Origin of the sequence: Arthrobacter sp. Soil761, assembly GCF_001428325.1 — a bacterium.
In the GTDB taxonomy this organism is placed as follows: Bacteria; Actinomycetota; Actinomycetes; order Actinomycetales; family Micrococcaceae; genus Arthrobacter.
Map to the genome: position 1 here is coordinate 75,119 of NZ_LMSF01000023.1, position 13,020 is coordinate 88,138.

Annotated in this window: 11 protein-coding genes; 4 read left to right on the forward strand and 7 right to left on the reverse strand. The window is 65.7% G+C overall.

The window, feature by feature from the left end; genetic code table 11:
* Positions 1-66: 66 nt before the first annotated feature.
* Positions 67-1,926: a dihydroxy-acid dehydratase gene (gene ilvD, locus ASG79_RS12500; RefSeq protein ID WP_056391526.1), complete on the reverse strand. Its 1,860-nt coding sequence runs from the start codon at positions 1,924-1,926 to the stop codon at positions 67-69.
* 85 nt (positions 1,927-2,011) lie between these two features.
* Here ilvD and ASG79_RS12505 point away from each other — a divergent pair, with 85 nt between their 5' ends.
* A complete protein-coding gene (locus ASG79_RS12505; RefSeq protein WP_018770626.1) occupies positions 2,012-2,854 on the forward strand; it encodes a helix-turn-helix transcriptional regulator in 843 nt (280 codons plus the stop codon).
* A gap of 87 nt (positions 2,855-2,941) precedes the next feature.
* Here the strand turns inward: ASG79_RS12505 and ASG79_RS12510 are convergent, their stop codons facing one another.
* Positions 2,942-3,889 carry a polysaccharide deacetylase family protein gene (locus tag ASG79_RS12510; RefSeq protein ID WP_056391529.1) on the reverse strand — a complete coding sequence of 316 codons (948 nt, stop codon included), beginning with the start codon at positions 3,887-3,889 and terminating at the stop codon, positions 2,942-2,944.
* A 62-nt stretch (positions 3,890-3,951) separates the two neighbouring features.
* Positions 3,952-5,502, reverse strand: coding sequence for a purine-cytosine permease family protein (locus ASG79_RS12515; RefSeq protein ID WP_056391532.1), 1,551 nt, complete (start codon positions 5,500-5,502; stop codon positions 3,952-3,954).
* A gap of 106 nt (positions 5,503-5,608) precedes the next feature.
* Between ASG79_RS12515 and ASG79_RS12520 the strand changes: the two genes are divergently transcribed.
* Positions 5,609-7,222: a PucR family transcriptional regulator gene (locus ASG79_RS12520; protein WP_056391535.1), complete on the forward strand. Its 1,614-nt coding sequence runs from the start codon at positions 5,609-5,611 to the stop codon at positions 7,220-7,222.
* A gap of 501 nt (positions 7,223-7,723) precedes the next feature.
* On the opposite strand, the gene ASG79_RS12525 is transcribed toward ASG79_RS12520, so the two are convergent.
* Entirely contained in the window at positions 7,724-8,179 is a 456-nt protein-coding gene (locus ASG79_RS12525) for a universal stress protein (RefSeq protein ID WP_056391539.1), read from the reverse strand.
* Between the two features lie 44 nt (positions 8,180-8,223).
* Positions 8,224-8,691 (reverse strand): DUF4383 domain-containing protein, encoded by a 468-nt coding sequence (locus tag ASG79_RS12530; RefSeq protein WP_056391542.1) that lies wholly within the window; start codon positions 8,689-8,691, stop codon positions 8,224-8,226.
* Positions 8,692-8,962: 271 nt separating this feature from the next.
* Here ASG79_RS12530 and ASG79_RS12535 point away from each other — a divergent pair, with 271 nt between their 5' ends.
* Both ASG79_RS12535 and ASG79_RS12540 read left to right on the forward strand, forming a co-directional pair.
* Complete coding sequence (locus tag ASG79_RS12535) at positions 8,963-9,430, forward strand: Hsp20/alpha crystallin family protein (protein WP_018770632.1); 468 nt, start codon at positions 8,963-8,965, stop codon at positions 9,428-9,430.
* A 66-nt stretch (positions 9,431-9,496) separates the two neighbouring features.
* Positions 9,497-10,831 carry an MBL fold metallo-hydrolase RNA specificity domain-containing protein gene (locus ASG79_RS12540; protein WP_223992714.1) on the forward strand — a complete coding sequence of 445 codons (1,335 nt, stop codon included), beginning with the start codon at positions 9,497-9,499 and terminating at the stop codon, positions 10,829-10,831.
* A gap of 26 nt (positions 10,832-10,857) precedes the next feature.
* Here the strand turns inward: ASG79_RS12540 and ASG79_RS12545 are convergent, their stop codons facing one another.
* On the reverse strand, positions 10,858-11,694 hold the full coding sequence (locus tag ASG79_RS12545; RefSeq protein ID WP_056391544.1) for an IclR family transcriptional regulator: 837 nt from the start codon (positions 11,692-11,694) through the stop codon (positions 10,858-10,860).
* Between the two features lie 62 nt (positions 11,695-11,756).
* Positions 11,757-13,013, reverse strand: a complete 1,257-nt coding sequence (locus ASG79_RS12550) for an aminopeptidase P family protein (protein WP_018770635.1) — start codon at positions 13,011-13,013, stop codon at positions 11,757-11,759.
* Between the last annotated feature and the right edge of the window lie 7 nt (positions 13,014-13,020).

The following is a 13,020-nucleotide window of genomic DNA, read 5'->3' on the forward strand; positions in this document are numbered from 1 at the left end:
GGCGCGCCGGGCCCGGGCGGGGGAGGGCCGGAGGACCTGCTTCTCCCCTTCCCCGCCGTGGACGCCTTACCGCTCTACCAGCGACACATCCCGTACTGCGCCCTTGTCCGCGGACAGGGCCATGGCGGCGTAGGCGCGCAGTGCAGCGGAGACCTGGCGGTCCCGGTCCTTGGGCTTGTAGCCGCCGTTGACCTCCAGCTTCTCGCGGCGTTCGGCCAGGATCTCGTCCGAGACCTCAAGCTGCATGGAACGCTGCGAGATGTTGATGCTGATGATGTCACCGTCCTCCACCAGGGCGATGGCGCCGCCGGAGGCAGCCTCCGGCGAGATGTGCCCGATCGACAGGCCGGACGTGCCGCCGGAGAAACGGCCATCAGTGATGAGGGCGCACTTCTTGCCCAGGCCGCGGCCCTTGAGGAACGACGTCGGGTAGAGCATTTCCTGCATGCCGGGACCGCCGCGGGGGCCTTCGTAACGGATGACCACCACGTCGCCTTCCTTGACGGTCTTGTTCAGGATCTTCTCCACGGCTTCATCCTGGGACTCGCACACCACGGCCGGGCCCGAGAAGGTCCAGATGGACTCGTCCACGCCGGCGGTCTTCACCACGGCGCCGTCGATGGCCACATTGCCGCGGAGCACGGCCAGTCCGCCGTCCTTGGAGTACGCGTGCTCCACCGAGCGGATGCAGCCTTCCGCGGCGTCGGTGTCCAGGGAGGTCCACTCGTTCGACTGGGAGAACGCGGTGGAGGAGCGGACACCGCCGGGAGCGGCGTGCCACAGGGCCTTTGCTTCCTCGGTGGCTTTGCCGCCCCGGATGTCCCAGTCATCCAGCCAGCCGTCCAGGTCATCGGAATGCACGGAGTGGACGTCCTTGTGCAGAAGGCCGCCTCGGTTCAGCTCGCCCAGCAGGGCGGGGATGCCGCCGGCGCGGTGCACGTCCTCCATGTAGTAGGTCTTGTCCTTGGCCACGTTCGGGGCCACCTTGGCCAGGCAGGGCACCTGGCGGGACTTGGCGTCCATCTCGGCCAGGCCGTAGTCCACTCCCGCCTCCTGGGCCGCGGCCAGCAGGTGCAGGATGGTGTTGGTGGATCCGCCCATGGAGATGTCCAGGGCCATGGCGTTGTCGAACGCTTTGGCGGTGGCGATGGAGCGCGGCAGCACAGAGTCGTCGTCGCCGTCGTAGTAGCGCTTCACCAGCTCGACGACGGTGGCGCCGGCTTTCTCGTACAGCGCCTTGCGTGCGGTGTGGGTAGCCAGCACGGAGCCGTTGCCGGGCAGGGACAGGCCGATGGCTTCGGTGAGGCAGTTCATCGAGTTGGCGGTGAACATGCCGGAGCAGGAGCCGCAGGTGGGGCAGGCGTTCTCTTCGATGAGGTTGACGTCGGCATCGGAGATGGACTCGTCCACGGCATCGGCAATCGCGTTCACCAGGTCCAGGGAGCGGACGGAGCCGTCGGTCAGGGTCACGCGCCCTGCTTCCATGGGGCCGCCGGAGACGAAGACCACGGGGATGTTCAGGCGCAGCGCGGCCATGAGCATGCCGGGGGTGATCTTGTCGCAGTTGGAGATGCATACCAGGGCGTCGGCGCAGTGTGCGTTGACCATGTACTCCACGGAGTCGGCGATCAGGTCGCGGGACGGCAGCGAGTAGAGCATGCCGCTGTGGCCCATAGCGATGCCGTCGTCCACGGCGATGGTGTTGAACTCGCGCGGCACGGCGCCGGCGGCGAGGATCGCGTCGGAGACGATCCGGCCCACGGGGGCGAGGTGGGTGTGGCCGGGGACGAACTCGGTGAAGGAGTTGGCCACGGCGATGATCGGCTTTCCGATGTCCGAGTTGGCGACGCCGGAAGCGCGCAGCAGTGCGCGGGCGCCGGCCATGTTGCGGCCATGGGTGACTGTTTTAGAGCGAAGTGCAGGCATGCCTACCATCCTGCGGGCTCATGGGCCGGGGTGGAAGACGCTCCTGCTACTAGTAGTAGGAGTACCAGAGTAATAGTATTTCCGGGTGAGTGATCCCGGACGGCGCAAGGAACTTGGCCTCTTCCTGCGCGCCCGCCGCGACCAGGCGCTGCGGGCCGACTATGGCCTGCCGCCGATCGGCCGCTCGCGCGACCGGGGATTGCGCCGCGAGGAGGTGGCTTTCCTCTCCGGTGTCAGCGTCACCTGGTACACCTGGCTGGAGCAGGGCAGGGACATCAGTCCCTCCCGCCAGGTCCTGGAGGCCGTCAGCCGCGCGCTGCATCTTTCCACCACCGGCCTTGGCTATGTCCTGTCCCTGGGCGGGTATGCGTCCGCGGCGCCCTCGGGCCCCGCCGCCGATACTGCTCCGCCCCACATCCAGCGGCTGCTGGATGCACTTGATCCCAATCCGTCCTTTGCCCTGTTCCCGGACTGGGGCGTAGCCGGCTGGAACAAGGCCTATGCGGCGCTGTACCCCAACATCGCCACGGTGCCCCCGGCGGACCGGAACCTGCTGTGGCTGGTGTTCACCGACCCCTACGTCCGGGACCTGCTCCCGGACTGGGACACCACCAGCAAGCGTTTCCTTGCCGAATTCCGCGCCGAAACCGGACAGCGGCTGGGTGATCCGGACATCCAGTACCAGGTGGAACGGCTCAAGGAGGCAAGCCCCGAGTTCCGCCAGGGCTGGGACCTGTACGACATCCTGGGCTTCGAATCCCGCGAGCGGCTCTTCCACCACCCCGCCGTCGGAGTCCTCCAGCTGGAACACCACCAGGTGTCGCCTTCGGACCGGCCGGACCTGCACATCGTTGTCTACACGCCCGCCCCGGGCAGCGGCGCCGCCGCCCAGATGCAGTCCCTGATGACCACGGCTGACCAGTCGTAAACAACCGAAAGCGGCCGGCGGCGGGAACTCCCGCCGTCGGCCGCTTTCCTCGCCCGGGTCGCTGGGCCCGGACGTTACCCCAGGACGCTAGGCCAGCACCCCCTGCCGCACCAAGGCGGGCTGGAACTGTGCACCCGCGCCCGGGAATACCGGCACGTCGATCCGAGCGTGGGTGTGGACCTCCGTCACGGTTTCCTTGGTGTGCCGGGCAATCTGTTCCATGGTGGTTACCCACATGCCGTCCATCGCCTTAACCCGCTCGATCAGCTGCTCCAGCGCCACCGCCTTGGACGGCCGGCCGGAGATAAACGGGTGGTTGGTCAGCACGAAACAGCTGCCCTGGGAGTGGTGGGCCTCGGCTTCAAGGGTCCACATCTCCAGGACCTTGGCCGGGCTCTCGATCACCCCGCTGCCCGTCACGCCGGGATAGAACGCGTACTGCTCCCAGTCGTCAAGGGTCCAGTCCACCGGAATCTCCACAATGTCCCGGGGATCATCGGCGGCGACGGCGAAGCGGTAGGGGGCGTCGCCGTCGAGCAGGCTGGAATCGTAGAGGAAGCCGCGGTCGGCCAGCAGGCCCGGCGAGTGCCAGTTCAGCTCCCACCACGGTGCCCGGTAGCCCACCGGCCGGACTCCGGCCACCGTGGCCAGGGCCTCAAGGCCCCGGTCGATGTAGCTTGCCTCGGTGGCGGCGTCGATGCCCTGCATGGGTTCGTGCAGGTAGCCGTGGTGCGCCACTTCATGACCGCCGTCCACGATCTGCCGCACCACGTCCGGGTAGGACTCGGCGGTGAAGCCCGGGATGAAGAAGGTGGCCTGGATGTCCTGGCGCGCCAGGATGGCCAGGAGCCGCGGCACCGCGATTTTGGGACCGTAGGACTGGTGGCTCATCAGGGACATGCGCCGGGTGCTTGTGGGGTTGTGGGCGATGGTGCAGGACTCTGCGTCCACGTCGAAGGTGAAGGATGCGGCGGCCTTGGCGCCGTCGGGCCAGGTGATGGGGTGCAGCGGGTCTGCGATGGCGGGCTGGTTCACGGGAAATCCTTTCGGCGGGCGCAGTGCGCCCGCCAGGTGCTGGGGAAGAAGGGCAGGGCCGTTTAGAGGGCGGGAAGGGCGGGCGCGCTGTCCGCTGCCTTGCCGTCTGCTCCAGGGGCGCTGTCCGCCGCCTCCTTGATGCGGGGCTGCAGGGCAAGGTAGCGGATGTGCTGCCGCGGCCCGAGGATGGCGTACACCCCGGCGCTGGTCAGTCCACCGGCCAGCCAGGACAGGTCCCAGCCGCCCAGCGCCACCGCGATGGGGCCCTGCATGATGGGGATCAGGCCGTACATGAAGAGCCACGTTGCGAAAATCCCGGCCACCAGGGAGATGACACCGGCCCAGTTGACGCCGGGCAGCCGCTTGGTGCCCACGGCGTCGAACAGGCGCTCCGGCTCGCCCGGCCAGCGCTTGTCCAGCCAGAAGTAGTGCACCAGCATGATGCCGCCCCAGGCGGCCACCCAGGCCACCAGGCCAATCAGCCAGGCGTCGAGTACCGCGGCGAAGTCCTCCTGGAAGATGAAGAAGACGACGGCGGCCAGCGAGAAGACGCCGACGAACAGGTTGAGCTTGCGGCGGCTGATGGAGATATCCAGTGCCTGGGTTGCGACGGAGAACGTATAGATGTTGAGGATATTGGTGGCGATGGGGCCGTGGAGCACCATGAGCAGCACCGGCAGCGCCATGGCGCCGAAGTTGAGGACGATCAGCTTGCCGGGGTCGATCTCCCCGGAGTTGGTGGCCAGGCTGGCGCCCAGGACACCCAACCACACCACCGGGATGAACTGGCCAAGGACCGAGGCGAGGTAGACCTTTTTCTTGGGGACGCTGGTGCTGACGAACCGGGAGTAGTCCGCGGCGTAGGTGAACCAGGTGATGCCCCAGCCGATGCCGATGGCGGTCATGACGGCGCTCATGGCGGCGATCCGCTCCGAGCCTCCCAGGATGGCGCCGGCCGGTCCGGCGTAGCCCCAGTCGATGTCCATGCCGAACCAGGCGACGGCCGACATGACGGCCAGGATGAGGATGGTGGGCGGTACGGTCCATTTTTCGAAGGCCGCGATGGCCTTGTAGCCGAACCAAGCGATGGCTACCTGCAGGGCCATGATGAAGGTGGCGACGCCGATCTTCCAGGCGTAGTTGGGGGCTTCCGGGTCAACCCACCCAAGGGTTCCGAAGAGCGCCATGACCAGGTCCAGGATGATCCAGGTGTTCACCGCGCACCAGCCGATGACCAGGAGGGCCTGGATGGCGGCCGGGAGGTAATTGCCGCGCCGTCCGAATGCGGCACGGGCCAGGACCATGCCGGTGGCGCCGGTCTTCTGGCCCAGGAGGACGAAGCAGCCAAAGAGCAGCATGCCGATCAGGTTGCCCAGGACCAGGACGGTGACGGTGTCAGCCAACCCGAGGCCCAGCTGGATCCCGAGTGCCCCCAGCACCCAGTTGATGGGTGCCAGGTTGGCGCCCGCCCAGATCCAGAACTGGCCGGATACCTTGCGTGTGCGTGCTGATTCGGGGATGGGCTGGAGCCAGGCTTCGTGGTCCACGGCGTTGTGGTCCTGCGTGGCCTGGCCGGGTTGGCCGTGCGTGGCTGGTGAAAGCTTTTCTTGCATGGGGGCCTCCGTGAGGTGGATAAGTACCAAAAGGCTATGTGGCCCCCATCACAAGGAACAAGATACGATGTGTCGAACAGATTCCCCTACTACGTTACGGACTGTCGTGTCAGTGTTTCTTGGCGAAATACTCGCCCACCCCGCCCTCGCCGCCGCCGATCCCTTGGTCCATCCCCTGGGTGTGGCGGCCGACGCGCAACCGGTCCGCTGGGTCCACTCCAGCGAAGTGCTTGACATTGCACCCCTGCTCCGGGGCGGCGAAATGCTGCTGTGCGGCGGGATCACCCTGGCCACGGCCACGCCTGCCAAGCGCGAGGACTACGTGCTCGAACTGGCCCAGCGCGGGATTGCAGCGCTCGCCATCGAGACCGGTGGCGCCCTGCCGGAGATCCCGGCCAACATGCTCGAAAAGGCCGAGGAATATGGCCTTCCGGTGGTGGAGCTGCGCAAGGTGGTGCCGTTCGTGGGCGTCATGCAGGCCATCAATTCCCTGCTTGTGAGCGAGTCCGTGGGACACCTGCAGCAGGCTGACGCTGCCACCCGGGCCATGGCGGCGGAGCTGGCCCACGGCGCTTCACTCGACAAGATCCTGGGCGTACTGGCCGGCATCACCAGCTCCGCGGTGAAGCTCACCTCCCCCTGGGGAGTCACCATGGGCAGCGCCATGCCCGAGGGCTGGAACGGTGACATTGGCGCGGAAGCCGGGGCGGCGGCAGCTGGCGATACTGCGGACGACGGCGGCTCCGGGCCGGGCGGGCACGGCGGCTTTCACGGCAGGGCCGGCGGAACGGTGATCACCGTGGACATTCCCGTGCGGGGTGTCCTCATGGGCCGCCTGGAGGTGCGGGTTCCGGATGCCGCGGACGTGGCCCTGGCGCAGGTGGCGGGGGAACGCGCCGTGGACATCCTGGGCCTGGCGCTGCTGCAGCACACGCCTCCCGGACTGCATGCCCTGGCTGGCGCCGAACTGATGCGGGCAGTCCTGAACGCAGCTCCGGAGTGGCGCCTTGAGCAGCTGGCTCCGGGTGCCGGCTTCCCCACGGACTCCCCCTCCGTGGTGGCGGCAATCCACGCCGCGTCACCGCAGGAGCTGCGTGGCGCCGTCGAAAGCTTCCTCAGCTCACGGCGCATTCCGTGCGCCGCCTATCTGGATGATGCCGAACTGGTGGTGATGATCGGCCTGCCCTGCGCTGACACTGTCGGTGAACGGCGGCAGCTTGTGGAATCGCTGAAGGGGCTGGAAGGGGACCATGATGCGGTGATCGCCGTCGGTCCCCTGGCCGGCGGCGTGGCGGAAGCCGCCTGGTCCCTGGCCGAAGCCCGCCGCACCCTGGAGGTGCGCCAGATCCGGCGCAGGAACGCGTCGGCGCGCAGGCGCTATCCGGCCCGCGGCCTGGTGGTGGTGGATGCGGAGGACGCTGCCGTGGAGAGCCTGTCCCTGACCTGCCTTGATGCCTCATCACGGGAGGCGTTCGTCAACCGGCAACTGCGGGCGGTCCTTGAGCATGATGCGCAGCGGCAGTCCCAGCTGCTGGAGACCCTGCAGGTGTGGCTGGACTCAGGCTGCAACACAGCGCAGTCTGCACGGGAACTGCACTTGGAGCGCCAGTCGATGCACCACAGGTTGCAGCGCATTTTCGAGCTGTGCGGCGGTGATCCGCGCGGCACGGGCCGGCTGGCGGCACTGCACCTGGCGGCCCGGATGGCCGGACTGCCCTGACCTGGCAGTACAAAGGGGAAGCCCCACCAGCAATGCTGAAGGGGCTTCGACTGTTTTGATTCCGTTATGACGAACATCATCTCCCGAACTTGCGGGAATCCTGGTGCTTCCTGCCTCGTCACCGGCAGACCACCTGGATCAGATCCACGGTGTGTTCCAGGGTTCCCTGTTGTCCGTTCCCGCCCTTCTTTCGAAGAACGTATTAACAGTGTTACGCCTGGTTTTGCGGGGACGCAAGAGCCAAATTTCCAGCGGAGAAAAGTGTTTAAACGCAGAACCTGCAGGTACCTTCGCGATCTCGCTAAGAGACGGCTCGGACATTCTCATGTCCTGAACAACCCGGCGTCATCTGATGGTTACCTGCAGGCACTTCCACTTTACGACCGGCCCCGGCACTCCACCAGAGGTAGAGCGCATTCCGCTTGAACTTTTGGTGTGCGTCCCCTCCACGCGCCCAGCTGCAGCGGCTGACAGGGCCCAGCTGAGCAGGCTCCAGGGGCATTACGCCTTGGATTGGACCACCAGGACAGCACAGGGGGCGTGGTTGACCACCTGGGTGGATACGGAGCCCATGTGCAGCCCTGGAAATCCCCCATGGCCCCGGGAGCCGACGACAATGAGATCCGCGTCCTTGGCGGCGTCAAGAATCGCCGAAGCAGGTGAATGGGTGTCTACGAGTTGCCCCGAAGCGGTCACGCCGCCATCTGCGGCGGCCTTCAGCGCCTCACCCTGGAGCGTCCGGGCGATGTGCTCCGGAGACTCTTCGGCGGCAATTTCATCTGCGGCCGTTTCCAGGACAGCCGGATACCACGCCATTGGCGGCTTGTTCCAGGCGGTGACGAAGCGGAGTTGGCCATTGCGTTGGCGGGCCTCATCCATCGCCCAGTCCAGTGCTGCCTGGGAGGGTTCGGAACCGTCAAAGCCGACAACAATCAGGAATGGACCAGTGCTGGTCATTCGTCTTTCCTTTCACTGCCCCGAGCCGTACTGGGTCAGAGGGATCAGGGTGCTTTCGCCGGGCCGGTTCCGCGGCCAAGCACAATCCCCACTGCGAGCATGACGACTCCCAGCACCACGTGGAGCCAGTTATCTGAGGTGTTCACCGGGATGAAGTTGGCCGAGGATGCCTGGTCAATCAGGAGTCCGTAGAGCCAAATAACCAGGTAGAGGGCGCCGCCGCCGATGAGATAGTACTTCGACTGGGACGCGGTCCTGCCCATGAGCAGGCCGGCTGCTCCAAAGAGGAGGTGAACAATGTTGTGCAGGATGGATACCTGGAAGACACCCAGGAGCATCGCGCCGGAGTCGGGGCCGGCGAAACTCAGTTCCGAATAGTTCGTGGTGACTCCAGGGATGAAACCGAGAACGCCCACCAGGGCGAAAACTGCTCCCGCCGCCAGGGCAGTGATTTCGATGGCCGTGCGGTGGTGACGTGCGCCTACGCCCGGATGTGCTGATGATGCAGACATGGCTTGCTTCCTTGTACGCAGGGAGGGAAATTGTTGTGTTTAAGTTCGGCTGCCGGGGTGGGGCAAGCCTCCCTATGGTTCCAGCTTCGAGCCGGGCGCGTCTTGCCTTCAGAGGCTTTAGTCCTCAGGTATCCATGAATTTCAGGGCTGTGCGTGAGGGCTCCGGGCGGGCGGGTCTTTTGCCCCTGCCAGCCCCGGCTGCACGGGTATTTACTGGATTGATACGGCCCCTTCCGGGCGTCCTCCGCACCGAATCTGGAGAGTTTTTGTCATGTCTGATCTGCTCAAATGGTCCCCCTTCGCAGCCTCCCGGTGGCCCTCCCCCTTCACGTCTGCCCTGCGCTCCCCGGCGGAGTTGCTGGACTCCATAGAGCGCATGTTTGAGTCACCGGCCAGCCCTGCCCCGATCAGGGTCGAAGAGTTCGTCGACGACAAGACCCTTGTGGTGCGTGCCGAGATGCCCGGCGTCGATCCTGACAAAGACATTGAAGTGACAATGGATGACGGGTTCCTGCGGATCCGCGCTGAACGCCAGGAAAAGGAAGAACACAAGGACAAAGGCAGCTATCGGTCAGAGTTCCGCTACGGGTCCTTCAGCCGGAACATCCCGCTCCCTGACGGGGTCAAGGAAGAAGACATCAAAGCCACTTACACCAACGGGGTCCTGGAAGTCCGCACCCCGTTGCCCGAGCAGGCCCAACCCACCGAACCGAAAAAACTTCCCATCACCCGCGGGTAACGGGCAGTGCCCCAGCCAAGGGACCAGCATCCCCCGACGTTGCAGTTCCTCGGTGCAACCGACACTGTGACGGGTTCCAGGTACCTGATCCGTTCACGCGGCCACCGGGTCCTGATCGAGTGCGGTCTGTTCCAAGGCTATAAACACCTCCGCGACCGTAACCGGGTAGCGTTCCAGGTCAGCCCCGCGAACATCGACGCCGTTGTCCTCACACATGCCCACCTGGACCACACCGGGTATGTTCCTGCCCTGGTCCGCGACGGTTTCAACGGCCCTGTCTATGCGACCCCTGGTACGGCAGAACTGTGTTCACTGCTGCTTCCCGACAGCGGTTACCTCCAGGAAGAGGAAGCCCGGTATGCGGACCGCACAGCATCATCAACACATCATCCGCCAGTGCCCCTCTACACTGCAGAAGACGCCGTCCGATCGCTCAACAGTTTCAGGACCCAGGGCTTCGACTCCCCGTTTTCCCTGCCCGGGGGCATCGAAGCGACATTCCTTCCCGCCGGCCACATCCTGGGCGCCGCACAGGTGCACCTCAAACTCGGCGGCAGGACGATCCATTTCACCGGGGATCTGGGCCGCACCCACGACCCACTGATGTACCCGCCCCGTGACCTTGAGCCCGTGGACGTACTGGTCACCGAATCCACCTACGGCAACAGGGCACATCCCGCGGGGAACCCTGAAACCGAACTGGGCGAGATCATCAGCCGGGTGGCCAAACGACGCGGCGTCATCATGATCGCTGCGTTCGCCGTCGGCCGGGCCGAAACAGTCCTGCTGCACCTCTCACGCCTTCTGGCCAGGAATGCCATCCCCTCCATCCCGATCTACCTCAACAGCCCGATGGCCATTGACGCCTCCGGTATGTACCAGCGCCACCGCGAGGAACACAGGCTCAAACAGCACGAATTCGAAAGCATGTACAAAGTGGCTACGCCCGTCCGAAGCGCTGACGAATCCAAGCTGCTCAACCTTCGCGGCGGACCCATGATCATCATCTCCGCCAGCGGCATGCTCACTGGCGGCAGGATCCTGCACCACCTCGCGGCCTACGGGCCGGACCGGCGCAACGCCATCATCCTCAGCGGATACCAGGCCGGAGGCACGCGCGGAGCATCGCTCGCCGCGGGTGAAAAACACCTCCGCATCTACGGACAGGACGTTGAAATCGGAGCAGAAGTCATCCAAATGGAAGGACTGTCAGCCCATGCGGATTCCGACGAGCTGATCCAATGGATGAAGACCGCTTCCCAGGCGCCGGCCATGACCTACGTCACGCATGGTGAACCGGACGCCGCAGACACCCTCCGGGCCCGCATCAAGCGCCAACTTGGCTGGAAAGCCCGCGTCCCCGAGCACCTGGAAACCATCTCGCTCGAACACCCCAGCTAAAAGACGCAGAACACCGCCACGCCGCTTCAGGTTGTGGGGCGCCCGCCCAGGCGGGTGGTGACTTTGGCGGCGGCGGCCACGCAGGCCTCCCCCAGGCTTTCGAACTGTTCCTTCGATACCCGGAAGCGGGGGGCTGGGATGAGGACGGCGGCCACTATGTCGCCGCGGTGGTCCCGGACGGGGGCGGCGACGCCAACCTCGTCCATGGACGATTCGCCGTAGTTTCCCGCCCATCCCCGCTCCGCCACATCCTGGAGCCTGGCTTCGTAAGCTGCCAGTCCGGCGTCGTCCAGTCCTGGAAAGGTGATGGTTCCGCTGCGCAGCAGCTCCCGTACCCGCTCGGCCGGGAGGGTGGAGAGGAATACCTGGACGGAGGCGCTCATGGCGTCCCGGTAGCGCGCCCCCAAAGGCGTGGTGTGCTTGATCTGATGGTGGCTGGCGATCTGCTCCACGCAGATGGCCTCATCCCCGTTCCAGAGCATCAGCGCACTGGTTTCCCCGGTCTGCTCGGTCAATTGCCGCAGGACCGGATACGCCACGCGCCGTTCCTCCATCTCGGCCAGCAGCGGCCCGGCGACGGCGATGAGTCCCAGCCCCAGCCGGAACCGCTTGGTTTCGGGGTCCCGTTCCACCAGGTTTTCCTGCTCGAAGGTGGCCAGGATCCGGGAGACGCTGCTCTTGTGCATGCCTACGCGGTTGGCGATTTCGGTGACGCCCAGCAGGGGTTCGTCAGCCGTGAAGGTGCGCAGGACGGCGATGGCATTGACGACGACGGAGGCGCCTTTCGCGTCCGTCCCGCCGTTGGTGCCGGTCCCGTTGCCGTTGCTGTCGGAGGTTTTTGCAGGAGTCATGGTGGACACCATCTTTCCTCATGGACGGCAGAGGCGGCGCCACGTGTCCGTGGCGCCGCCTCCCAGTGTGATGGTTATGCCTGGATGATGTTGTGTTCCGGGCCGAACGGGAACTTGGTGATGTTCTCCACCGTGTTGTCCTCGCCGATGACCAGGATGTCGTGCTCGCGGTAGCCGCCGGCGCCGGGCAGGCCGTCCGCTACCGTGATCATGGGTTCCATGGAGACCACCATGCCGGGTTCCAGGACGGTGTCGATGTCCTCGCGCAGTTCCAGGCCGGCTTCGCGGCCGTAGTAGTGGCTGAGGACGCCGAAGGAGTGTCCGTAGCCGAAGGTGCGGTTGGCCAGCAGGCCGTGGCTGATGTAGATCTCGTTGAGCTCGGCGGCGATGTCCTTGCAGACGGCGCCGGGCTTGATGAGTTCCAGGCCGCGGCGGTGCACCTCCACGTTGATGTTCCACAGTTCCAGGGAGCGTTCGTCCGGCTGGCCCAGGAAGAGGGTGCGCTCCAGGGCGGTGTAGTAGCCGGAGGTCATCGGGAAGCAGTTGAGCGAGAGGATGTCGCCCTGCTGCAGTTTCCGGGTGGTGGCCCAGTTGTGGGCGCCGTCGGTGTTGATGCCGGACTGGAACCACACCCAGGTGTCGCGGACCTCGCGGTGCGGGAACGTGCGGGCGATTTCGTGCACCATGGCCTCGGTGCCGATCAGGGCCACCTCGTACTCGGTGATGCCCTCGCGGATGGCGTTGCGGATGGCTTCGCCGCCCAGGTCGCCGATGCGGGCGCCGTGCTTGATGACCTCGATCTCCTCGGCGGACTTGATCATGCGCTGGCGCATGGCGTCCTGCGAAACGTCCAGGAGTTCCGCTCCGGGGAAGGCGGCGGCGATCTTCTCGCGGGTCAGGCCGGGGAGGAAGTCGTCCTCGACGCCCAGGCGGGAGGCCTTGACGCCGCGCTGGCGCAGTGCCTCCTGCAGGCCGAAGTAGAAGTTGTCGCGGCGCCAGTCGGTGTAGACGATGTTCTCGCCGTAGGAGGTGCGCCAGGGCATGCCGGCGTCGATGTTGGCCGTGACGGTGACGGAGTCGTCAGCGGTGACCACCAGGGCGTAGTTGCGGCCGAACGTGGTGTACAGGAAGTCGGAGTAGTACTTGATGCCGTGGTAGCTGGTGAGGATGACCGCGTCCAGGTCCTTGGCGGCCATGATCCGGCGGAGCCCGCCCAGGCGGCGCTCGAACTCTGCGTCGGAGAACGTGAGCTTGCCCTTGGTGCCGTTGTGCAGGACCTTGAGGCGCTCCAGCTCGGCGATGGATGAGGCGTTGTCGGCAGTGATGGTCACGGGTGTG